The sequence below is a fragment of the Motilimonas cestriensis genome (genome assembly GCF_021295315.1).
Taxonomy (GTDB): domain Bacteria; phylum Pseudomonadota; class Gammaproteobacteria; order Enterobacterales; family CBDFNC01; genus Motilimonas; species Motilimonas cestriensis.
The window spans coordinates 217,068-241,114 of the sequence record NZ_JAIMJA010000001.1; the positions used below are offsets into that span (position 1 = coordinate 217,068).

Annotated in this window: 23 protein-coding genes; 14 read left to right on the plus strand and 9 right to left on the minus strand. The window is 43.0% G+C overall.

What is annotated here, in order from left to right:
• The first annotated feature begins 120 nt into the window (after positions 1–120).
• From K6Y31_RS00960 to K6Y31_RS00970, 3 genes are all read left to right on the plus strand, one after another.
• Positions 121–1,317: an acetate kinase gene (locus tag K6Y31_RS00960; RefSeq protein WP_233051001.1), complete on the plus strand. Its 1,197-nt coding sequence runs from the start codon at positions 121–123 to the stop codon at positions 1,315–1,317.
• 100 nt (positions 1,318–1,417) lie between these two features.
• Positions 1,418–3,562: a phosphate acetyltransferase gene (pta, locus tag K6Y31_RS00965; RefSeq protein WP_233051002.1), complete on the plus strand. Its 2,145-nt coding sequence runs from the start codon at positions 1,418–1,420 to the stop codon at positions 3,560–3,562.
• 323 nt (positions 3,563–3,885) lie between these two features.
• Positions 3,886–4,083 (plus strand): hypothetical protein, encoded by a 198-nt coding sequence (locus tag K6Y31_RS00970; protein ID WP_233051003.1) that lies wholly within the window; start codon positions 3,886–3,888, stop codon positions 4,081–4,083.
• Here K6Y31_RS00970 and K6Y31_RS00975 read toward each other — a convergent pair.
• Together K6Y31_RS00975 and K6Y31_RS00980 are read right to left on the minus strand one after the other, a co-directional pair.
• Positions 4,080–4,988: a class I SAM-dependent methyltransferase gene (locus K6Y31_RS00975; protein WP_233051004.1), complete on the minus strand. Its 909-nt coding sequence runs from the start codon at positions 4,986–4,988 to the stop codon at positions 4,080–4,082. The genes K6Y31_RS00970 and K6Y31_RS00975 overlap by 4 nt on opposite strands.
• Before the next feature lie 106 nt (positions 4,989–5,094).
• Positions 5,095–6,144 carry an AI-2E family transporter gene (locus K6Y31_RS00980; RefSeq protein WP_233051005.1) on the minus strand — a complete coding sequence of 350 codons (1,050 nt, stop codon included), beginning with the start codon at positions 6,142–6,144 and terminating at the stop codon, positions 5,095–5,097.
• Positions 6,145–6,259: 115 nt separating this feature from the next.
• Between K6Y31_RS00980 and K6Y31_RS00985 the strand changes: the two genes are divergently transcribed.
• Positions 6,260–7,156, plus strand: a complete 897-nt coding sequence (locus K6Y31_RS00985; protein ID WP_233051006.1) for a TIGR01777 family oxidoreductase — start codon at positions 6,260–6,262, stop codon at positions 7,154–7,156.
• Positions 7,157–7,291: 135 nt separating this feature from the next.
• Here the strand turns inward: K6Y31_RS00985 and K6Y31_RS00990 are convergent, their stop codons facing one another.
• The 4 genes from K6Y31_RS00990 to zipA all read right to left on the minus strand — a co-directional run bounded on the left by K6Y31_RS00990 (position 7,292) and on the right by zipA (position 11,988).
• Entirely contained in the window at positions 7,292–7,828 is a 537-nt protein-coding gene (locus K6Y31_RS00990) for an RNA 2'-phosphotransferase (protein WP_233051007.1), read from the minus strand.
• 150 nt (positions 7,829–7,978) lie between these two features.
• Complete coding sequence (locus K6Y31_RS00995) at positions 7,979–8,638, minus strand: hypothetical protein (protein ID WP_233051008.1); 660 nt, start codon at positions 8,636–8,638, stop codon at positions 7,979–7,981.
• Positions 8,639–8,811: 173 nt separating this feature from the next.
• Entirely contained in the window at positions 8,812–10,770 is a 1,959-nt protein-coding gene (locus tag K6Y31_RS01000) for a BRCT domain-containing protein (protein WP_233051009.1), read from the minus strand.
• A 78-nt stretch (positions 10,771–10,848) separates the two neighbouring features.
• Positions 10,849–11,988: a cell division protein ZipA gene (gene zipA, locus K6Y31_RS01005; protein WP_233051010.1), complete on the minus strand. Its 1,140-nt coding sequence runs from the start codon at positions 11,986–11,988 to the stop codon at positions 10,849–10,851.
• 446 nt (positions 11,989–12,434) lie between these two features.
• On the opposite strand from zipA, the gene cysZ reads away from it, so the two are divergent.
• Complete coding sequence (gene cysZ / locus K6Y31_RS01010) at positions 12,435–13,199, plus strand: sulfate transporter CysZ (protein ID WP_233051011.1); 765 nt, start codon at positions 12,435–12,437, stop codon at positions 13,197–13,199.
• Positions 13,200–13,307: 108 nt separating this feature from the next.
• On the opposite strand, the gene K6Y31_RS01015 is transcribed toward cysZ, so the two are convergent.
• Positions 13,308–14,411 (minus strand): beta-ketoacyl-ACP synthase III, encoded by a 1,104-nt coding sequence (locus K6Y31_RS01015; protein WP_233051012.1) that lies wholly within the window; start codon positions 14,409–14,411, stop codon positions 13,308–13,310.
• Between the two features lie 214 nt (positions 14,412–14,625).
• Between K6Y31_RS01015 and cysK the strand changes: the two genes are divergently transcribed.
• From cysK to K6Y31_RS01060, 9 genes are all read left to right on the plus strand, one after another.
• Positions 14,626–15,594 carry a cysteine synthase A gene (gene cysK, locus K6Y31_RS01020; protein ID WP_233051013.1) on the plus strand — a complete coding sequence of 323 codons (969 nt, stop codon included), beginning with the start codon at positions 14,626–14,628 and terminating at the stop codon, positions 15,592–15,594.
• Between the two features lie 424 nt (positions 15,595–16,018).
• On the plus strand, positions 16,019–16,276 hold the full coding sequence (locus K6Y31_RS01025) for an HPr family phosphocarrier protein (RefSeq protein ID WP_232801137.1): 258 nt from the start codon (positions 16,019–16,021) through the stop codon (positions 16,274–16,276).
• 44 nt (positions 16,277–16,320) lie between these two features.
• Positions 16,321–18,042: a phosphoenolpyruvate-protein phosphotransferase PtsI gene (ptsI, locus tag K6Y31_RS01030; protein WP_233051014.1), complete on the plus strand. Its 1,722-nt coding sequence runs from the start codon at positions 16,321–16,323 to the stop codon at positions 18,040–18,042.
• A gap of 35 nt (positions 18,043–18,077) precedes the next feature.
• On the plus strand, positions 18,078–18,587 hold the full coding sequence (crr, locus tag K6Y31_RS01035; protein WP_233051015.1) for a PTS glucose transporter subunit IIA: 510 nt from the start codon (positions 18,078–18,080) through the stop codon (positions 18,585–18,587).
• A gap of 156 nt (positions 18,588–18,743) precedes the next feature.
• Positions 18,744–19,088, plus strand: a complete 345-nt coding sequence (locus tag K6Y31_RS01040; RefSeq protein ID WP_233051016.1) for an ArsC family reductase — start codon at positions 18,744–18,746, stop codon at positions 19,086–19,088.
• 33 nt (positions 19,089–19,121) lie between these two features.
• Positions 19,122–20,267 carry a succinyl-diaminopimelate desuccinylase gene (gene dapE, locus K6Y31_RS01045; protein WP_427901885.1) on the plus strand — a complete coding sequence of 382 codons (1,146 nt, stop codon included), beginning with the start codon at positions 19,122–19,124 and terminating at the stop codon, positions 20,265–20,267.
• A 2-nt stretch (positions 20,268–20,269) separates the two neighbouring features.
• Positions 20,270–20,959: a M15 family metallopeptidase gene (locus tag K6Y31_RS01050; protein ID WP_233051018.1), complete on the plus strand. Its 690-nt coding sequence runs from the start codon at positions 20,270–20,272 to the stop codon at positions 20,957–20,959.
• A complete protein-coding gene (locus K6Y31_RS01055) occupies positions 20,959–21,096 on the plus strand; it encodes a DUF2897 family protein (protein ID WP_232801130.1) in 138 nt (45 codons plus the stop codon). The genes K6Y31_RS01050 and K6Y31_RS01055 overlap by 1 nt, the downstream gene beginning before the upstream one ends.
• A gap of 76 nt (positions 21,097–21,172) precedes the next feature.
• Positions 21,173–21,676: a TIGR00645 family protein gene (locus K6Y31_RS01060; protein ID WP_232801129.1), complete on the plus strand. Its 504-nt coding sequence runs from the start codon at positions 21,173–21,175 to the stop codon at positions 21,674–21,676.
• Positions 21,677–21,745: 69 nt separating this feature from the next.
• On the opposite strand, the gene K6Y31_RS01065 is transcribed toward K6Y31_RS01060, so the two are convergent.
• Together K6Y31_RS01065 and bamC are read right to left on the minus strand one after the other, a co-directional pair.
• On the minus strand, positions 21,746–22,852 hold the full coding sequence (locus tag K6Y31_RS01065; protein ID WP_233051019.1) for a phosphoribosylaminoimidazolesuccinocarboxamide synthase: 1,107 nt from the start codon (positions 22,850–22,852) through the stop codon (positions 21,746–21,748).
• 86 nt (positions 22,853–22,938) lie between these two features.
• Positions 22,939–24,036, minus strand: a complete 1,098-nt coding sequence (gene bamC, locus K6Y31_RS01070) for an NlpB/DapX family lipoprotein (protein ID WP_233051020.1) — start codon at positions 24,034–24,036, stop codon at positions 22,939–22,941.
• Positions 24,037–24,047 lie beyond the last annotated feature (11 nt).

Genomic DNA, 24,047 nt, shown 5'->3' on the forward strand with positions numbered 1-24,047 from the left:
AAATGATACCGACTATCGGCTTTTTGTCCGACTTGTATTAAGGATACATTAAGTCAAGCAATTGACATAATCGCAATTGTTTTCCACTCGTAATCGAAATGTAATTTTTAGGATTTGCCAATGAACAAACTTGTTCTCGTTCTTAACTGTGGTAGCTCTTCTCTCAAATTTGCAGTACTCAACGCCGAAAATGGCGATGAGTACATCTCTGGTTTGGCAGAATGTTTTAATTTGGAAGAGGCCCGGATAAAATGGAAGTTAGACGGCACTAAACAAGAAGCGTCATTAGGTGCATTTTCTGCTCACCGTGAAGCAGTTGAATATATCGTATCAAAAATCCTCAGCACTAAGCCTGAGCTACTAGAAAACTTAATTGCGATTGGTCATCGTGTGGTACACGGCGGTGAAAAATTCACTAAGTCAGTGCTCATTGATGAGCATGTGATCGAAGGTATTCAAGCCTGTGCAGCCCTTGCGCCACTACATAACCCTGCTCATCTAATAGGTATTCGCGCGGCGCAAGCCGCTTTTGCTAACTTACCTCAAGTTGCGGTTTTTGACACAGCCTTCCATCAGAGTATGCCTGAGTCTGCATACTTATACGCCTTACCTTACAAACTATACCGCGAGCACGGCATTCGTCGCTATGGCATGCACGGCACTAGCCATTTGTTTGTCAGCCAAATGGCGGCCAAAATGCTTGGTAAAGATCTAAGCGAAACCAATGTGATTACCGCGCATCTTGGTAACGGCGCGTCTATATGCGCAGTTAAAAACGGTAAGAGTGTTGACACCAGCATGGGCCTTACGCCATTAGAAGGCTTGGTAATGGGCACGCGTAGTGGTGATATTGACCCAAGCATTATTCAACATATGGTTAACAAATTAGGTTACACCTTAGATGAAGTGAATAATGTATTAAACAAGCAAAGCGGTTTAATGGGCATTTCTGAAGTATCGAGTGATTGTCGCGCCATTGAAGAAGGTTACGCAGAAGGCCACAAAGGTTGTACCTTAGCGCTAGAAATTTTCTGCTACCGCCTCGCAAAATACATCGCTTCTTATACCGTGCCACTACAACGCCTAGATGCGATTGTATTTACCGGTGGTATAGGGGAAAACTCTAATTTAATTCGTCAAATTGTTTTGCAAAACTTAGCTATCTTTGGCTTTGCCGTTGATGATGAGAAAAATGAAGCTGCTAGATTTGGCAACGAAGGCATTATCACTGCAGAAAACAGCCCGATAGCCTTAGTTATCCCCACCAATGAAGAGTGGGTTATCGCAAAAGATTCAGCTGCTCTTGTCAGTGCTTAATAATCGATTGGGGGCTTCGCTCCCACGTTTTTGAAGCAATTGCGCGATATAATCGTTATGCGAAGCGCGATTGCTCGACAACCTAATTTGAGGAACGCTTGTGTCTCGTACAATAATGCTTATTCCCATTGGCTCTGGTGTTGGAGTGACCTCCGTTAGCCTAGGCATGGTTCGCGCCATGGAACGTCACGGTGTAATTGTCAACTTCTTTAAACCCATTGCCCAGCCTAAATCCGGTGATACCGGGCCAGAACGCTCAACCACCATTATTCGCAACGCGACTAATTTTGTCCCGCCTGAACCTTTTAGCATGCAATACGCTGAGAACATGATTTCTACGAATCAGACCTCAGAGTTATTAGAAAACATCGTTGCACGCTTTCAAACGGGCACCGCTGGCGCGGATGTTGTGGTAGTTGAAGGGTTAGTACCGACCGGAAAACTTCAGTTTGCGAATGAACTAAACTACCAAATTGCGAAGGCAATTGGCGCCGAAATGGTGTTTGTTACTCAACCAAGTAACGACTCAAGCCAGCAGCTGAAAGAGCGCATTGAAATTGCCGTATCAGCCTTTGGTGGCCACGCTAATAAACGCATAATCGGTTGTATCATCAACAAGGTAGGCGCGCCCCTTGATGATCACGAAAAAACACGTCCTGATTTAACAGAAATGTTTGAGAACCACCATAAATCAGGTGCCAATCTCGAAGTATTACAAATGTTTGGCAAAAGCCCACTGCGTATTTTGGGCTGCATTCCTTGGAATCCTAATTTAGTCGCGCCACGCGCTAAAGACTTGGCTGAGCACATGAATGCCACCATCCTCAATAAAGGTGAGATGGCAACACGACGCCTACAAAGCGTGACGTTTTGTGCCCGTTCAATTCCCAACATGGTTGAACATTTTAAACCGGGCTCAATGCTCGTTACTTCTGGCGATCGCAGTGATGTGATTGTTTCAGCTTGTTTAGCGTCGATGAACGGCGTAAAAATTGGCTGCTTATTATTGACTGGCGGTTACCAGCCAGAGCCACAAGTAATGAAATTGTGTGAAACAGCCATGGAAACCACTGGCTTACCGATTATGTTGATCGGCACGAACACTTGGCAAACTTCGGTTAGATTACAAAGCTTTAACGTTGAAATTCCAACAGATGATGCTGAGCGCATTGAGCTAGTGCAAGATTATGTTGCGGGTCATGTGGACAAACATTGGATTGCAACGTTAACGCAAGGCTCTACATTGCCGCGTAAACTATCGCCACCAGCGTTCCGTTACCACCTAACTGAGCTAGCGCGCGCAGTAAATCGCCGCGTAGTATTACCAGAAGGTGAAGAGCCAAGAACGATCAAAGCCGCAGCGTTGTGTGATCAACGTGGCATTGCGACTCCCGTGTTACTGGGTAACCCTGAGCGCATCCACCTAGCGGCAGCGCAACAAGGTGTGGTGTTAGGTGAAGGTGTGGAAATCATCGATCCTGAAACGGTGCGTGAAAAATACGTAGCACCTATGGTTGAGTTACGTAAAGGTAAAGGCCTAACCGAAGTGGTTGCTCGTGAGCAACTAGAAGACAACGTAGTGCTTGGTACTATGATGTTAGCCCAAGATGAAGTAGACGGGCTCGTCTCTGGTGCCATTCACACCACGGCGAACACTATCCGCCCACCATTGCAGTTAATTAAAACGGCACCGGGCGCGAACTTAGTGTCTTCTATCTTCTTCATGCTATTGCCTGATCAAGTCTTAGTTTATGGCGACTGTGCCATCAACCCTGACCCGAATGCAGAGCAACTAGCCGATATAGCTATTCAATCAGCCGACTCTGCAGCAGCGTTTGGTATTGAGCCAAAAGTAGCCATGATCAGCTACTCTACTGGCTCTTCAGGTACTGGCTCAGATGTTGATAAAGTACGTGAAGCAACCAAGATAGCGAAAGAGCGTCGTCCAGACTTAATCATTGATGGTCCATTGCAATACGATGCCGCTATCATGGAAAATGTGGCTAAAAGTAAAGCGCCGAACAGCCCTGTGGCAGGTAAGGCAACAGTATTTATCTTCCCAGATTTAAATACCGGTAACACTACTTATAAAGCAGTGCAACGAAGTGCCGACTTGATCAGTATTGGTCCGATGCTACAAGGCATGCGTAAGCCAGTGAACGACTTATCACGCGGCGCCTTAGTTGATGATATTGTGTACACCATTGCTTTAACGGCAATACAAGCTTCACAGCTTAAAGGCTAAATGACTAAAGCCCTGTTTAACAGGGCTTTTTTTCAATGGAAGCGAGTAATCCCACCACCCTCTTTAGCGTTACCAGCTAACCCACAGAGTTATGCACAGATTTTGTGGATATCTTTACTTAATCCCCTACTGTTACTAACACAAATAAAATAAAACACGGCACTTAACTTATATTTATTCACATGTAAAGAATAAAACTGCCCTATTTTCTGTATTATTTCCATTTAACAGGACAAGTAACAAACCCTAGACGAATAAAGTCTAATACGCGCCTAGCGGTAGGTTAACCTTAAATATGTACAACGTATTTTAAGGAGGGCAATATGAATGGGATGATAGAAGGTCAAGCTTCACAGCTATACGACCTACTCCATGATGAGAACGATATCTCTTTAATGTTATACCTAGAAAAGAAACAGTTCAGCCACAATCAGCAACGGGCAATTATCAAGCAGCTCAAAGCGATGAACAGCCCGACACAAAGCCAACTAGCGGGATTATTAGATCAAAACTTAATCTAACCCTCTAACCTATAAATTAAGATTTTTAAGCCTTTATCTGGTTGTTCATTAATAAATACAGAAGAAGGCTCAATCTTATCTTCTAAAACTAATTCGGGACAATGTTCCGCCACTGCTGATTTCAGAAAGGCAAAGTCAAGGTCGGGCGAGTTTAGGCATAACATCGCGCGCCCTCCCGGCGCTAAAAGCTCCGGCAAACGCCTAATGATTTTAGGGTAATCTCGAATAACATTAACGCTACCCTTTTGCAGTGATGGTGGATCAGCAATCACTAAATCATACGGTCCCGACTTTTTAAGTTTGCCCCAACTTTTAAATAAGTCATGAGCCATAAATTTCACTTTGCTCAAGTCATGCTGATTTAAACGATGATTGTCTCGGCCAACAGAAAGGGATGGTTTACTCATGTCTAAATTGACCACTTGACGGGCACTCCCAGCTATGGCCGCCACGGAAAAACCACAAGTGTAAGCAAACAAGTTCAGCACATTAGCTTGTTCACTGTGCGTTTGTACCCAACGCCTCCCCTGCTCCATATCGAAAAATAAACCATAGTTTTGATTTTTGCCTAAACGCAACTGGTATTTAAGCCCAGCTTCATCGGCAACTGGCTCAGGAATGTTTTCACCCCAAAGCAACTCATAGGGGGCCATATGCTGAAAACGATACTGAACTTGAATGCTCAAGCAACGCTCGCCCAACTGCGCTTTAATTACCTCAACCAACGAATCAAGCCGTTCACGCTCAACCTCGCTGTATAAAATAATTAATACAACGGGACTAAACCAATCGATATTAATAAAACGAAAGCCCGGATAGCGGCCGCCACGGCCATGAAAGATCCGACAAGCTTGCGTCGACTTGGGCCAATTAAAATGAGGTTGAATTTGACTAAAAGAGGACATAAGGCAGGCTCAACAAGTAAAACGGCGATTCTACACTATACCCAAGCAACCTCAAGATGCTTGGCGATAGAACCACCCTATAACGCTTTTTTCGCAATCTGGTTGATTACTTTGCTTGCTTGATCGAATCAATCACATCACTTTCAGAGCTCAACAGCACCGCAAACCAGCGCCCTTGTTCACTGGTCTCTAAAGCTATTTTAAATATCATGGTTAAAGGAACCGATAACAGCATACCGACGGTCCCCAACAGCCAGCCCCAAAATATTAACGATAAAAACACCACTAAGGTCGAGAGCCCGAGCCCTCGACCAAGAAACCGTGGCTCAACCATATTGCCCATCACCATATTCACCATCACATAACTTAATGCAACGATAGCAGCATGGCCTAAACTCAGCTGCAAAAATGCCAAGATAACAGCCGGAACCGCAGCAATAATCGAGCCGATGTTAGGAATGTAGTTAAGTAAAAAAGCGAGTACGCCCCATAAAATAAAAAAGTCGACACCAATAAGCCACAGGATAACCGACACCAACATCCCGGTTGCGATACTAACAAATGTTTTAATCACCATATATTGATTGACCGAGCTTAAAAACTTATCCAGTCCTTGTAATTTCATCTCTGGATCGCGAAAAGCCAGATGTAGCTTTGCTGGCATGCCAGTGGCCTCACCCAACATAAATACCACCGTCAGTAACAACAAAAAAACATTGGCTAACACACTGCCGAAACTCGATAGCATATTCGTCACCATATTCATGGCGGTACTTGGGTTAAAATAGTCTTTAAACACATCCATTGATATCTGAATATCATGTGCTTGTAGCCAAGCCGTTAAGCCAACAAAACGCTCTGTTAGCTGCGCTTCATATGCAGGTAGCTGGGATCGAAATTCCGTTACCGAAGCCCCGACTACACTGCCCATAATGAAAAAAGCCAACACTATCACACTGATAATCAAGCCGATTGCAACGCCCCTTGGTACCCTTAATTGCACCAAGTAATTAATAGCAGGATGACAAATAATGGCGATAAATAAGGACAACAGAAAAGGCACGATAATCGCACTAGCAAGCTTGATCCCCGCGAGACAAATGATGATGCCAGCAAATACTAAAATACCGCGGCTAATTACAGACTGATCGGCCATGCTACTTCCCAAATGTTGATAAACGAACACAATAAAAAAAATTCATCTCAAAATAACATCCTTTTTTGTTAATTTAACGTAATACTATGAATAAATAATCAATAATGAGACCGCCATGAATATATTGATCACCGGAGGCACTGGGCTTATTGGTCAGAGGCTCTGTAAAGTCCTTAACTCCGCCCATCAATTAACGGTATTAAGCCGCAGCAAACATAAAGCACATTCACTGCTAGGCTCTGACATAACCATCATTGAGGATTTAGCGTCTTTAACAAATCTTAATCAATTTGATGCGGTGATTAACCTTGCCGGAGAACCCATTGCTGAAAAACGCTGGACCGAAAAACAAAAACACGCAATTTGTCAAAGTAGGTGGACGATCACGCAGCAACTGGTCGAACTGTTCAAAGCGTCGGACCATGCGCCGAAGACATTTATCAGCGGCTCTGCCATTGGCATTTATGGCCGTCAAAATGCTCAGCCTATTACCGAAGACTTTGACCAATACAATCAGGAATTCAGCCATACCATTTGCCAACAATGGGAAGACATAGCCAATCAAGCTCAGCCCCATACCCGCGTTTGTAACCTTCGCACGGGTATCGTACTTAGCCAACAAGGTGGTGCACTAAAGAAAATGCTTCCCCCTTTCAAAATGGGCGTGGGTGGCAGGATCGGCTCTGGCCAACAGTTCATGTCTTGGATCCATATCGATGACATGGTCAATGGCATTATATGGTTACTGGAGCATGACGCCCTGTCTGGCGCGTTTAACTTTACTGCGCCTAAACCTGTGACCAATAAAACATTCTCACTGGAATTAGCAGCAACCCTTAACAGACCCGCTTTTTGCCCTGTGCCCGCCACCGTACTCAAAGTTTTATTAGGGGAAATGAGTGACTTATTGCTCTACGGACAAAACGTGTTACCGGAAAAATTAAGCCAATCCGGCTATCAATTTAAGCACCCAGATATAAAAGAAGCCCTACAAGACTTGCTGAGCAAATGACTTTGCTCAGGCCGTCTTTTTCAGACTAAATATCCGACATTCGTGACGATGGCGTAGCGGTTTGGTCTTATTTTTAGCTAAGTAAGATTAAGCCCACCATCAGAAAGGATGATTTCACCAGTTAGGTAGATACCGCTATGCGCACTTAAGATATTTGGCTGGAACGTGTTCAACAAGCCATACATTGTTTGCGGTTTTAAAGAAAAGGAAACCATCTTTAGCCATTTGCTCAGCATCTACCTTCAGAATGACGGGCTTACCATAGCGAGCCCCCACTGCGTTTGCGACAGAGTCAGCCTCTGACAAATGTACATGATGCCTTTTCTGTTTGGATATGCCCTCAGCCATTATACTGGTCATAAAACGCTTAGCAGTACCATGTAATAACACACTGGGCGGTATTGTAGGCTCAAGCGTTAAATCAATCTCAACAGAATGACCTTGATTAGCGCGAATTTTGTTGCCACATCGACTGATGCTAAAACGCTGCTTATCATTGGTTTCAACAACAATTTGAAGTAGCTCTTTGGTCATCTTAGGGCTGGTTGATTTTTCGATTATGTCCGCGATATATGCCCAGCCATTAGGGTCAAGCCTGAGACCAATTGATTCCGGCGCGTGACGCAGTAAGTAACTTAAATATTTTGATATTTGTTCAAATTCTTTATTCATTGATGGACCTTACGTGTTCTTTATCGCTATTTGCGTTGAGGAAATTTTCCGCTTAACACTGAGGCGATAAGTTGATATGTACTCCGTAATGTTACTGGGGCTACAATTTAATGACAAATTTGACGACTTGCTAAGGTCGCTTGTTGCAAGCTAACTTTCGATGAAAACAAACTGTTCGTCATTACTCCATCCTGCTTGCGCTTTCATTTTATACAAGTCAAATGCCGCTTGATAAGGGTCAACTTCGAATTCACTTTGCACCATTGCCCAAGCTATCCAATGAGATACGGGGTAATAACAGCCAGAAAGTTGGTATAGGGGCTCACTTAAGAAGAAAAATGCTTCGTATCCTTCTTCTCCGCAGTACTTAGCAATGATCTCGCATAAGTCATCATCGAGATGTATGGTCGGCGAATCTGCATTGTTAAGCACGTCACGCCTTAGGCTTTCATTACCTCGATAAACTGACCTTCTAGCAACATTTGATTTTTTGCTATTCAACTTGATTAACTCTGAATCACCATATTGATTGAGAGCCGCTTCAATATTTGTATTTAGTTGTTCAAGTTTACTCAGCAGGGCCAGATCATCTATCGCAATAGATTGGGGCAAGCTTGTCCTTACCTCGTTAACCCGTTTAAGTAAAAGATCACCATTAGGAAATATTGAAAAGCAATCTTTTAGTTTTTCATCCCCGACATGCCAAATGTCAAAATGAAGCGCATAGTCTTCTCGAATATCGGGCATAGCGTTCGTCGTTTCACCAAGCGCCTCTCGCCACTTCTTTTGCCATTGTTGTTTAATGCTCATAAATCTCAATGCCTCTGACACTGTATTCACTGCTAAAGTTATTTCAGGTGAAACAGGAAGATTAAATTATCATTAAATAACAATCTATTAGCAAGTTAACTATTGTTACTCATTACAGAAAAAAGCCCCATCTAAAATGGGGCTTACTAGGCACTTGAGTATGAAAGGGTGACTCAATCAGTGGATAATAAATCCAAGTATTCTTGTTCACTCAATACCTGCACGCCTTTCTCGCGCGCGGCAGTAATTTTACTCTCCCCCACCTTGAGGCCAGCAACTAAATAGTCTGTTTTGCCGGTGACCGATTTGGCGGTTTTCGCACCCAGCTCTTTGGCTTGTTTTTCCATGTCGGCACGCGCCCCTTGCACCATGGTGCCGGTGAAGACGATGATCTTGCCAGAAATAGGCGATTGCGCCACTTCAAGCTCAGAAATTTGTGGCGTTTCAGATAAATTAAAGCCTAAATTATACACCTCAAAGAACGCATCCTTAATGCTGCTTAAACCTGCCACTATCGCCTCGGCACTCAATTTGGCAAAGCCATCTAGGTCGACAATTTGCTCTACTGTTAAGTCAAACAGCGCCAATAGTTTATGGTGTTGCAATAATCTTTCACAGTTTCCCGCGCCAAGTCGGTTAACACCAAATGCCGCAAGAAAGCGCCAATCTTCAATTTCAAGCTCTCGGCTGGCTCTAAGCTGGTCGATTAAGTTACGCGAGGTCTTTTCACCAAAGCCAAAGCGCACAAAATCACGTTCGGTCAGTTGATATACCTGATGTATTTCATCCACGCCGTAAAGGTGAAGCTTTTCAATCACTTTTGGCCCAAAACCATCATTATTGCCTAAGGTTTTGAAAAAGTGAATCAGAGTATTCTCGCGCCTTGCTGGGCAATTAACGTTACCGCACATAAGGTGGTCGCCTACCCAATCAAGTACAGAGTTGCAGCTAGGGCAATGCTCAGGTAGTTCAGGCTCTGCTTTTTTAACCACTAACTCAATTTTAGGAATAACTAAGCCACTGCGCACTAAGCGAACCACCGCCCCCGGCCCAACGCCATTATTTTTGACCATTTTATAATGGTGCACTGTCGCTCGGCTGATAGTGGCACCGCTAAGTTTGGTCGGCTTTAGTAAAGCGACAGGAGAAACCCGGCCTGTTCTTGAGGTTTGTGGCACCACACTTAACACTTCAACGTCTGCTGATGCCTCGTTAACCTTAAAGGCGATTTGCCATCTATGGTGCTTTCTAGTCGCGCCCATATGGGCCTTTACTTGCTCATCGGTCACTTCAAGAATGACGCCGTCAATATCGTAATCAACGGCATTCCAAATCTGTTCAACAATGGATTCAAAGTCAGCTAACAGCGTTTTATAATCACCGGTCCAGTTATCGATTAGTTGAAACGGATAAAATACACAGGCGCCATCTTCAATGGCTTTTTGCACATTCTCATCCACTTTCTTTTCAGCAATGATTGCTGCTTGAATATTTCTCGAATTTTCAAAGTGCTGACTTAATACTTCATCAAAGTAGCTTTTACTAATAACGATTTCGCCAGGCCCTAAGCCTCTGTCGCCATTATTCACCACTTGTAAACCGCGAGTAAATGCGCGGGTAATATCTTGTCCTCTTACGCCATCACCGCGAGTATAAAGGGTGGTGCCATCATCAAAAGCCGCGTAGCCGTCCAGTTTTGGCGTTACCCGCACTTTTATCTCGCTAGCATCAACTTTCACTTCTTGCGCCGCTTTTAAAACTCGGTCGACCCATTTCTCAATTTCATTAAAGGTATAGGCCTTATCCGTTGACAACATTTTTTGCGGCAATGGCACCGTCTTGCTTTCGGCCAATACTTCCGGCTCAACTGCGGCAAGGTAAGGATGATTGGGATCGATATCCTTAAGTTTGAAAATGAGTGCATCATATTGGTGATCGGTAATCAGTGGCGCACCCGCGCGATAAAGGGCATTGGTGATCTTTAGGATAGCAACGAGGGCTGGCTCTGAAAGATGTTCAAATTCAAGCCGCCCTATGGCCTCCTGAATAGGGATAAGGTCAACATCAAGGGCAAGCAGGTTGATAATCGCTAATTGCTCATTATTAAATTGGAATTGTTCGGAAGTTGTCATACTCAATGGCTCATTGCGGTCAAGCTCAAAATAAAAAAGCCCCTTCAGTTGAAGAGGCTATCAACGGTGGTAAGTGAACTAATCAACTAATGCTTGTCGCTCAAAGTCGGTAATACGTTGCTTGTATTCATTCACTTTTTGGCGCGTTAACGGCTGTCTCGTACCGTCAAGCAATAAACCATTTAATTCAGAGGCAAGCATCTCTGATGCATGTAGCATCAGTTGGAAGTTATTTGATGCATCACCCGCACAAGGCAGCGCCATAAACAATGATAAACCATGGGTTTCAAACTGCTCCATATGATCGACATCAAATGTGCCAGGTTTAACCATGTTGGCCATGCTAAATAACACGGGACCATTACCCGTCGGACTTAAATGACGATGGAAAATATCCATTTCACCAAACTTAAAGCCCAAATTAAGCAGTATTGGCAATAATTCTGCTCCCGCAAATAAGGAGCCTTCTTGCGACATGACATTAAGCACAAACACATCTTGTGGGCCATCGTAAGCAGACGCTGCTTTAGCCGGCTTTTCAGCAGTTTCTTGAGGCGCAGGTGCTTCCGATCCTTCCTGCTCAATTGTTGTCTCAACTTTTGCCGCTACAACGGGTTCTGCCAAGGGCTCTGGCGCAACAGGACGGGCAACAGGTTTTACTTTTACTTGAACCGGTTTCGCTTCATGGTAGTGCTTTTGGCCGTGTTCATCAAAGTAAGGCTCTCTAAATGCAGGAGCGCGTGTCACGTACTCCACTTCATCGGCTTCGGGTACACTCTGCTGCAATACATCTTGTTGCGATGCACTAGGTGCGGGGTTTGGCTCCGTTTCCACCGCAGGTTGCGGCGCGATAGGCTCGCTAACATTTGTAACTGGGTCCATAACGGGTGTTATGTTACCAGGTTGCTCAGGCTCTACAGCTGAAAAACTAGGATAAAGGTCGTCTGACAGATCTGGATTTGCTTTTTTAGTGTGATTAAGATAATCATCTTGTTGCTCTGTAGATGAACCAAAACTAGAAGAAACAACCCGCACTTCACCGATACCATCGGAATCAAATTCAGTTTCAGCACTGGCTTCTTTGGGCTCGACTTTACGTACCGGCTTATCTTTGAGCGATTTAGGTTTGTTTTTATGATTTGACCACAAGCCATGGATCAATAATGCGGCAATCGCAATCGCGCCCACAATGATTAGAACAAGACGAAAATCCTGCATTCAACAATCTCTTAATGTATGTTAAGTCTCGGTTATAAGTAACGTTTAATCTGTCAAAAGCCAATTGACTAGGCTAATAATGGTAGCCTTTTTAGCCTATTTGTAAAACAAATTAACCGTCTAAATGGTGTTCCTGAAACTTGATTTGATGTATTTATCGTTACTCTACCCAAGCGAACACGCCTTTGACAAGAGCACAGTACCTTGAAAGCCTTTATTCGTCCAGTCGTGAACCGTGAACGAACAGAAAAATTACAGAATAAATGTTAACATTTCATAAAGTAAGCATAACCTTGATATCTTAGGACTGAATGAACTTTAAATTAAGCATTATTTATTTTAAATAGTTCGCGGTAGCTCTCACTTTAGTGATGATTTAAATTGATTTACTATGGCAATCAAAACCGAAGCTAAAACAATTAATACATTGGAAAACTTAATCTATTATGCGCAATAACAACAAAATCACGGCCCCTCTGAGCGGCTTAGAATTTTTCCTCACTGGCTTTAATTTGATCCGCCAGCCTGGTCTTCGTACTTTTGTCCTTGTTCCCCTCTGCATTAACCTGTTGCTGTTTTCTGGCGCCTTCTATGCACTGTATCTACAACTTGGCCCTTGGATGGACAGTTTAATGAGTTACGTGCCCGATATGCTGAGTTGGTTAAGCTACGTTATTTGGCCCATTTTACTGCTTTGCATCTTATTTATCTTTTCTTATCTGTTTTCTACTGTTGCCAATCTTATCTCCGCCCCCTTTAATGGTTTATTGGCTGAAAAAGTTGAATTACATCTCACAGGGCAGCCGATCAACGATGATGGGCTAGTGCAGGTAATGAAAGATATTCCTCGCGCGCTCAGACGTGAAGTAGACAAAATGCTTTACTTCATACCCAAAGCCATCGGTTGTTTAATTTTGTTTCTTATTCCCGTGGTTGGCCAAACGGTAGCCCCAGTACTGTGGTTTTTACTGTCTTGTTGGATGATGGCCATTCAATATGTCGACTATGGCTTTGATAACCACAAAATTAGCTTCCCTACTATGCGTGACACGCTAAAAACCAAGCGCATGAGTAACTTAAGTTTTGGTTGTATCGCGACGCTTTTAAGTGCAATCCCCATTGTTAACCTGATTGTGATGCCCGTTGGCGTGTGTGGCGGTACGGCGATGTGGGTAGCGCATTATCGCAAAGATATGACTGGCCGAGGTTAAACCTCGTCAACTGAAGCCCTTCGTTGCCATGTAAACTCTGTCCATAGTTTAAGGTACGAAGGGTTACGATGCGCTCGACCTTGAGCGCACAGCATTACTTGAGAAGCATCAGCATTTTTTCAATACCATTGAAGCAACACTAAACCCCGCTCCAAATGCGACCCACACACAATAGTCACTGGCCGACAACTGTTGGTGCAAGTGAAAACTTAAACCGAGTCCAGCGGCCCCTGTGCCACCGTATTGCGCAACACAATCTGGCACTCGCTTTTCTGTCACGTCTGTCAAAAGCTGTTCGGCAATCAGTTGATTCAATACTCGATTGGTTGGTTGCAGAAAATATTGCGTCACGTCTGCTAAAGGTAGCTTCAATTCGGTTAGATGTTGCTGCAGATGAGTACAAATTGCATCAGCAATGGCAGGGAAGCTCGGCGGCGTTTGGTGAAAGAGCTTGTCTTTGCTGTACAGAGAGTCGGGTGCTAAACGATTCAGAAAACCAAAATTATTGCGTATTTGGTTTGAAAACTGACTGGCAATATTGAAGTTAACGATTTCCAACGCATCAGTTTTAGCAATATTTTCAACTAGTAATGCACTGCAGGCATCCCCCAGTAAAAAGTGGGTTTCACGATCTCTAAAATCCGTTTGCGCCGAGCCAATTTCAGGGCTAATAATCAGCGCCTTGGTTGCAGTGCCACAGGCGATAGCTTGACTCGCTAACTGCATTGCCATCACCGCAGAACACTCTGCGCCGCACAAATCAAAGGCTAACCCAGATGCGCCTAATAAATCTTGAATTTCAATGGCTAAAGCCGGATAAGCGCGTTGCACGTTGCTAGCCGCAACAATAATCAAATCAACTTCATGGCCTTGAACCGACGCTTGATGTAACGCATCAAGGGCTGCATTTTTACCCATTTCAGCCATTAATGAAGTATGTTCTTCATCAATTTCTGGCAATAATGGACACATCACATCAGGATCAAGTACGCCTTCAGCAGTGACGTAATAACGCTGTAAAATACCTGAATGGCGTAAAATAAAATCATCATCGGATCGGAGTTTGGCTGCTACCTGCCCGACATCAATGGATGCCGCATTCTCGAGATTAAAAAATTGCGCGTATTGGTTATAAGCCACCACTAAGTCTTGGTTTTTTACACAAAATGGCGGGATGAAGATACCTGTTGCGGTGAGAAAAGATGGCACCATGAAAAACCCCTTTAAAAAGTGTGACAAAGCCAGCAGCAGCTCAATTCACAAGATGAAATAAACAGTAAAACCGATTAGGCTAGCCTCTAAAATAAAGTGATAAAAATTTAGTTTTTAATAACATAACGTTATAACAAATTGTCACTTCAAATCTTTTAGCATCAGGGTATGCTAACTAAGTTTTATTGCCATTTACTGCATATAAGGAATATCCATGAGCAAAATTTATGATGACAATACTCAAACTATAGGTAAAACACCGTTAGTTCGCCTTAACCGTGTAGCTAAAGGTAATGTATTTGCAAAAATAGAAAGTCGCAACCCAAGCTTCAGTGTCAAATGTCGCATTGGCGCCAACATGATCTGGGATGCAGAGAAAAAAGGCACCCTCACCAAAGAAAAAGAGCTGATCGAACCAACCAGTGGTAATACCGGTATTGCTCTTGCGTTTGTGGCTGCGGCTCGTGGCTACAAAATCACCCTGACTATGCCCAATACCATGAGTTTAGAGCGTCGCAAACTACTGAAAGCATTAGGCGCTAACCTGATCCTAACCGATGGCGCGAAAGGCATGAAAGGCGCAATCAATAAAGCCGAAGAAGTGGTGGCTGAGAACCCAGAAAAGTTTGTACTGCTTCAACAGTTCGATAACCCAGCTAACCCAGAAATTCATGAACAAACCACTGGACCTGAAATTTGGGAAGATACCGATGGTGAGGTAGATGTATTCGTAGCAGGTGTCGGTACGGGCGGCACCTTATCGGGTGTAAGCCGCTACATTAAACTGAAGCAAGGTAAACAAATCACCACAGTAGCCGTTGAACCAACTGACTCGCCAGTTATCACGCAGACGTTAGCCGGTGAAGAAGTTAAACCAGGTCCACACAAGATCCAGGGCATTGGCGCGGGTTTTGTACCAAAGAACTTAGATCTCTCGATGGTTGACCGTACCGCTCTGGTTACTAACGATGAAGCAATCGACATGGCGCGTCGTTTGATGGAAGAAGAAGGTATTTTAGCCGGAATTTCATCTGGCGCTGCCGTTGTTGCTGCGAATCAAATTGCCGCTTTACCAGAATTTGCTGATAAAAATATTGTAGTAATTTTACCAAGTTCTGGTGAACGCTACTTATCATCTGCATTATTTGCTGGAATTTTCACCGATCAAGAGCTAGAAGCCTAATCAGGCATTAAACCTGCTTTCAAGGCGCACTTGTGCGCCTTTTTCTTTTAAAAAGAATAACAAAGATAGACTATGCTATATAAACGTAAGACTTTTTTACGGCTTATTCGGCAGAAAAATCTGTGACATACTTATAAAAACATTGATCTTCTAGCACTAATTTAGGATGATTTTTTACTTAATAAAATGAAGTATTCTTATAATATGTTAATCCATGATGACAATCGGCAATATCTGAGTCATCATCAGTCTGATAGGCTAAAAACAGGATTTTCATAGCAGGTCGCAAAAAACTTGACGTGGATTAAACTTCTCAACGTCGTTTTTCGTTACTTTATTTCAAAATCAAAAAAGCAGAATTTGTCAGAAAGGTGCAATGTTCTTTCAAATATCTGCGACATTCAAACTAAAAATGGGGAAAACCATGTATAACAAGACTGTAACTATTACTGCTGAAAACGGCCTACACACTCGTCCAGCAGCTCAATTTGTTAAAGAAGCAAAATCATTTTCATCTGACATCACTGTCGAAGTAGGCGGTAAATCTGCAAGTGCAAAAAGCCTGTTCAAACTACAAACTCTTGGCCTAACCAAAGGCACCAGCGTTGTAATCAAAGCTGAAGGTGCTGATGAGCAAAAAGCGGTTGATACTTTAGTTGCGTTAATGGCGGAACTTGAATAAGCACGCTCCATCACCCGACATTTTTTGCAGTTAAAGGATAGGTTATGATATCAGGTATTCAAGCATCACCTGGCATAGCGTTTGGTAAAGCGCTATTGCTCCAAGAAGACGAAATTATCATCAACACCAATCGTGTTGAGGATAGTGAAAAAGAAATTAAATGCTTCTTAGAAGCACGAGACAAAGCATCTGCTCAGCTTGAACTCATCAAGCAAAAAGCACTTGAAACATTTGGTGAAGAAAAAGAAGCGATCTTCGAAGGGCATATAATGCTGCTTGAAGATGAAGAGTTAGAACAGGATATCATAACCTACTTAAAGGAAAATAAGAGTTCTGCTGGCGCGGCAATCCAATTCGTAATTGAACAAAATGCGAAGATGTTGCAAGAGCTAGATGATCCCTATTTACGTGAACGCGCAACTGATTTTCGCGATATTGGAAATCGTTTACTTAAAAATGCCTTAGGCATTGATATTGTGTCTTTGAGCACGATTCAAGATGAAGTCATTCTCATTGCTAATGACTTAACTCCTTCTGAAACAGCACAAATCAACTTAGATAAAGTGCTTGGTTTCATCACTGACATTGGTGGCCGTACTTCTCATACGTCAATCATGGCGCGTTCTTTAGAACTTCCTGCCATTGTCGGTACCAATGACATTACTAAACTCGTTAAAAACGGCGATACGGTTGTTTTAGATGCGTTAAACAATCAAGTCATCATTAACCCTTCTGATGCAGACTTAGCTCGCTTTAAGACTATTCAAGCTAAATTCCTCGCAGAAAAAGCTGAGTTAGCTAAATTAAAGGACTTACCCGCCATCACCTTAGATGGTCACCAAGTTGAAGTATGTGCCAATGTAGGTACAGTAAAGGACTGTGATGGTGCGGAGCGTAATGGTGCTGAAGGCATCGGCCTATATCGAACAGAGTTCTTGTTTATGGATCGTGACCAACTACCAACGGAAGAAGAGCAATTTGTTGCTTATAAAGCCGTAGTTGAAGCGATGCCAAATCAACCTGTGATTATCCGTACTATGGATATTGGCGGTGATAAAGATTTGCCATACATGGACCTGCCTGAAGAAATGAATCCATTTTTAGGCTGGCGCGCAATCCGTATTTGTTTTGATCGTCCAGAGATCATGAACCCTCAATTACGTGCTTTATTACGTGCATCAGCATTTGGTAAAGTTCGCATTATGTTCCCAATGATCATCGCGGTTGAAGAAATTCGTGCGCTAAAAGACATTTTAGAAACATTAAAAGCTGAACTTCGTGAAGAAAACTTAGCGTTTGATGAAAATGTTGAAATTGGTGTGATGATTGAAACACCTGCTGCTGCAGCGATTGCACACCATTTAATTAAAGAAGTTGACTTCTTCAGTATTGGCACCAACGATTTAACACAATATACACTTGCAGTAGACCGTGGTAATGAGCTAATTTCTAAGCTATACAATCCATTAACGCCATCTGTATTAACGTTAATTAAACGTGTTATTGACGCATCTCATGAAGCGGGTAAATGGACTGGTATGTGTGGTGAGTTAGCTGGTGATGACCGTGCAACTTTACTACTATTGGGTATGGGCTTAGATGAATTTTCAATGAGTTCAATTTCCATTCCAACGGTGAAAAAGCTAATCCGTAATACCAACTACAAAACAGCAAAAGAGCTGGCTGACAAAGCATTATCTGTTGCCACTGCTGCTGAAATTGAAGCGTTAGTTGATGACTTTATTAAACAGCAAGCTGTGTGTTAAGTAACGCTGCATAGATTAAATTTAGGAGCAATAAAATGGGTTTTTTCGATAAACTAAAAAAAATGGTTTCAGATCCAACACCCGAAGCGGGTGGCATTGAAATTTTTGCCCCACTATCTGGTGAGATAGTGCCAATTGAAGATGTGCCTGACGTTGTTTTTGCTGAAAAGATTGTAGGTGACGGTATCGCGATTAAACCAACGGGTGACAAGATGGTTGCTCCTTGTGACGGTACTATTGGTAAAATTTTTGAAACCAATCATGCATTCTCTATCGAGTCTGACACGGGTCTAGAGCTGTTTGTTCACTTTGGTATCGACACTGTTGAGCTAAAAGGTGAAGGCTTTACGCGTATCGCGCAAGAAGGCCAATCAGTGAAAAAAGGCGACACTATCATTGAGTTCGATCTTGCGCTACTAGAAGCAAAAGCAAAGTCGACATTAACGCCTGTTGTTATTTCAAACATGGATGAAATAAAAGATCTACACAAGCTTGCTGGCACAGTGACCTTGTCTGATTCAGTGATTTTGCGTATTACTAAATAAAACGAGTTAAAGTTCACACTTAACTTCTCAAGCCCAGCATTGCTGGGCTTTTTTGTGCCTGCTTGTTGTGCCGCTCACTAGAAACCAAACTTGATAATTTATGATAATAAAAGAGCGTGTTATGATGTTGTCAATTAATTGTAGTAAGAGGCCAAAATGACCGTTGTATATGGCATAAAAAACTGTGACACCATCAAAAAAGCCAAAGCTTGGCTTACTAAAAATGACATTGCATTTGAGTTTCATGACTATCGTGTTGAAGGGATTAACGAGAAAATGATCGCGGACTTTTTTGCTCATTTACCATGGCAAGAGGTGGTTAATAAGCGCGGCACAACCTATCGACAGTTGAGCGATGAGGCCAAAGCGAATTTATCCGCCGAAACCGCATTAGCCCTTTTAGTCGAACATCCGGCCATGATCAAGCGTCCGCTACTGATCCACAATGGCCAATATTACCTAGGCTTTAAAGCCGATCAATACGCTGAAATCTTTGCTTAATCTCGCAAAAATTGAATGAATAAAGGAATTATCATGCCAGACAGTGCCGTACTTAGCTTAGCAAAAGATTTAATTAGCCGAGAATCTGTTACCCCAGAAGATGCGGGTTGCCAACAAATGATGATCGAGTATCTTGAAGCCCTTGGTTTTGAATGTGAAACCATGGTCTTCGATGATACCACCAACTTATGGGCTCGACGTGGCACCGCTAAGCCACTTTTTTGCTTTGCCGGCCATACTGATGTCGTCCCCACCGGGCCACTTGCAGACTGGCATACACCACCATTTGAGCCAACAGTTATCGACGGCTTCTTACATGGCCGTGGCGCGGCTGACATGAAGGGCTCGATTGCTGCCTTTATGGTGGCGGTAAAACAATTTGTTGAGCAACATGATGATCACCAAGGCTCCATTGCTTTTTTAATCACCAGTGACGAAGAAGGCCCATTTATTAATGGCACAGTCAAAGTGGTTGAGGTGCTAGAAGCACGCAATGAAAAAATTGATTATTGTATTGTGGGTGAGCCATCAAGTACCCGTGAAGTGGGTGATATTGTAAAAAATGGCCGCCGTGGCTCACTAACCGGTGATTTAGTCATTAAGGGGATTCAAGGTCATATCGCCTACCCGCACTTAGTGGATAACCCAATCCATAAAGCAGGCCCAGTGATTGCCGAATTATCACAAAAAGTGTGGGACAACGGTAATGAGTTTTTCCCGCCAACCAGTTTCCAAATATCTAATATTCAATCAGGTACGGGCGCATCCAACATCGTACCGGGCGCATTAACGGCGCAGTTTAATTTCCGTTACTCTACGGAATGTACGGCTGCTGACTTGGTGGCGCGCACACATAACGTATTGGACTCGCAAGGCCTAGACTATGAGCTTAATTGGACCTACAACGGCGTACCATTTATTACTGGTGAAGGTGAGCTGATTGATGCCGTTAAAACAGCAATCAAAGAGGTGACTAAATTTGATGCTGAGCTTTCTACCTCTGGCGGTACCTCCGACGGGCGTTTTATTGCTCCAACCGGAGCACAACTGGTAGAACTAGGCCCAATTAATGCCACCATTCATAAAGTGAATGAATGCGTTAAAATTGCCGATTTAGAAAAGCTGGTTGATATGTACCGCCTTACCCTCACTAAATTACTTAGCCGTGATCCGGTATAGCCGTGAAACTGTCTAAGCGTGATATAGCCCTTAAATTAACTGGCCAAGTGAGTGAACATTTGGCGCCTTATGGGCCTTATCACTGGCTAGAGGCCAACGCCCTTGCCGCTTTTCTGTCAATGCAACAAGCGGCAAAAAATGATGGACTCGAACTGGATATAGCCAGTAGCTTTCGTGGTTTTTCTCGGCAACAACTTATTTGGGATGGGAAAATGAGTGGGAAAAGACCTGTACTGGATTGCCACTCCCGTCCCCTTGACACAGCTTTATTGACCCCACGAGATAAAATCCTCGCCATTTTACATTGGTCAGCCTTGCCCGGTGCCAGCCGACACCATTGGGGCACCGATATCGATGTATACAGCCCAGCACTGCTGCCTGATAACTATCAGTTGCAACTTGTTCCCAGTGAATATCAACTGGGAGGATGTCAGCATCCTCTTGCATTATGGCTTGAGAAAAACATGGCCAAATTTGGCTTTTATTTACCCTATCAAAAGCAGCTAGGCGGCGTCGCTATTGAGCCCTGGCATTTAAGCTATCACCCTGTCGCTGCTCGCTACCAACAGATGTTTACCATTGATATGCTAGATAGCGTATTAGCTCAGTCGAGTGTTTTGGGTAAATCAACACTGCGGATAATGTTACCCACGATATGGCAGCGTTTTATCACTCAGATCAGCACACCATAATGAGTACAATTTGGATTGTCATCATCATCGCTTTAGTACTTGGCATCATTGCCAGTAATATTATGTTACTTAAACACACTGCAAAGATGGATTTTAAAGCTAAAGACAAAAACAACGATAAAACAGATGACAACTAAACAACTCGGGATAGAATGAACTTTAGATACCAGATCCCTCTATTTTTTACCTTTTAACAAATTGTTAGGAAGACTTGTGTTGGAAAAAAAGATTGAAGCCGTCATATTTCAAGGCCGCTGGCTGTTAGCGCCCTTTTTTATCGGGCTGTTTGTGGCCATTATTATACTGTTAATTAAGTTTACTAAATCCTTATACTTAATGGTGCTAACGGCTTTTACTGCCAGCTCTGAAGAAACCATTATTAATATTTTAACCCTTGTAGATACCGCTCTATTAGCAGGATTGCTACTGATAATCATCTTTAGCGGTTATGAAAATTTTGTGTCTAAGCTTGATATTGATGATCATGAAGACAGACCATCTTGGATGGGAAAAGTAGGATTTTCGGGCTTAAAACAGAAATTGATTGGCGCTATCGTAGCGATTTCTGCTGTCGAACTGCTAAAGCTCTTTATTCACGCAGAAGCCTTAACCGAAGCCCAGATATTCTGGAAAATTATGGTGCACTTAACCTTTGTGATCTCGGGCGTATTGTTCGCCCTCACCGATTACATTGTTGAAAAAGCAAAAAGTCACTAACACTTTTACCGGAACAAAAAAGCCAAACATCAGTTTGGCTTTTTATAAAGATATTTCTCGGCGCGCTATTTAATCAGCGATTAGCTGATACTGCTCACGTAGGATCTCAATAATCTCGGCTTTTGGATTATCCGATAAGATAATCTTTTCACCGGTGATTTTTTCTGCCACACCTAAGTAGATTTCCGATACTTTCATGAGCACTGCTTCTGGAAGTGCATTATCACGCGCTAGTGCTTCGCGCTCTGGCATGCGATCTTTATTCAGCAAGATGTCCGGATCGGGGAAATGATTGAGCAGTAATTGACGGAATTGCTCTTTTGAGTTTTCGACCACGTTGCCATTGGCAAACTCAGCGGCATCCCAAATACGTGATGAATCCGGCGTACCTACTTCATCCATGTAAATCAATTTTTCTTGACCGTTTTTATCGGTGACGTAACCAAATTCAAACTTGGTATCGACAAACATCTGACCGATATTTTCTAGCGCTTCACTGATCACATTAAAGCCTTCTTTAAGCAGCTTCTCATAAAGGTTAATGTCTTCAGCCTTGGTAAAATTAAACGCTGCGAAGTTGTCTTCTATGTTCTTGCGCGTCACGTTTACATCATCAGCTTCTGGAACGCCCGGAATACCACGTAAAATACCTTTAGTCGATGGCGTGATCAGTAGTTCAGGTAGCTTTTGGTCTTTTTTCAAACCATCCGGTAGCTGAATACCACAAAACTCACGCTCACCCTTTTCATAAGCACGCCACATCGAACCGGTAATATACTGGCGACAAATCGCCTCTATCATCACAGGACGTGCTTTTTGTACTATCCATACAAACGGGTGAGGTATATCTAGAATATGGCTGTCTGCTAAGCCTTGCTCTTTGAATAAACGAAACCAATTATTTGAAATCGCATTCAACGCAGCGCCTTTACCCGGCACGCCATTCATGCCACCTTCTCCGTGCCAGATGCAGTCAAAAGCTGAAATTCGATCACTAATAACCATGATAGCCAATGGTGTATCGGGCGCCACGTCGTAATTTTTTTCCGCAATTAAACGGCGACTGTCAGCTTCGGTTAACCAGTAAACCGAACGAACTTTACCACTGTGAACGGATTTATCGGTACGGATTGGAAGATCATTATTGACTGCCAATACCTTGTCAGCAAGACTCATGTTCGTATGCCTTCTTAAATAGCAATAACTGAAATACAGCTAGTATTGTTAATTAAAAAAGGCGCGATATTATCGCGCCCTGTTGGTTATTTTGTTTCGACTCGCATGTGCTTTTGCATTAAATCGACAATGCTTAAATACATTTTACTCACTTGTTGTACAGACAACGGCTCTTTGTCACGACCAAAAATAGTGATCACCGTATCGCCTTGCTTAGATTGACCCAGCTGGAAAGTATAAGAGCCTTTTCTTAACTCAAAGCCTCGTACACCTTTCTCACGCCAATAGCTGTCAGACGGCTGTTTAAAGCTCATGACATACGCACCCAAGTTTTTATTGCTCGATTCATATTCAAAATTGAGTGCAGCTAAAGCCAAAGGTAATTTTGCCCATACAATATCGAAGTTTTTCTTCGTTACCCAAGCGGGTAAACCATTGTCATCAAAGCCTAAATCTAGTGGAACTCGATTATCGTGTGATTGCAATGATGCGTTTTTACGTTGATTTTCTGCTAGTGCAAATACCAACAAACGGTTAACCATGCCTGTTTCATAACGTTGTTTTTCAGCATCAAGTAATGGTTTAGTCTTTACTTCACCATTAACCGATTCTTTAGAGCTTAGTAGCTCCACACTTAAGCTTGCGGCGCGCGATGACGCAGCTTCTTGTAATGTGAATTTGTATTGCTCTTCAGAACGATAACGTGTTTTATTCCAAAATGAACCGAATTCTTGTTCAAAAACAAACGTCCCTGAGACCAATTCACCCTTAAATTTGTCAATGCTCTCAGCGGATACATTGAACTGAGCCATGAAATTGAGTAACAAAGCCCACGCGTCATCTTTTGCCACTACACCACGATCACGAGCCGTAAAAATCACCGTCACATTCTCTGCGGTGTCATCAGTTCGGGTACCTTCAAAAACGGTCAGCACTTGAGCAGGTGAGCGAACATCCACTTTTCCACCTAAATAGCTCGGCAATGCACCTTTACCTAATGGGGGCACGTTATAAGTAGGATCAAAAGCAACATCACCGATACCAACAGTTGAAATTGGCTGAGCTAAAGAAGCTTCCAAATAGTCAAAATCCTCTACGGCTTTCTTTCGTGACTCATGACTACTACAACCTGCCAGTACTGTTAACAACAGACCGCCAATGAGAATACCTTGTTTTTTTAGCACGCAATAACCGC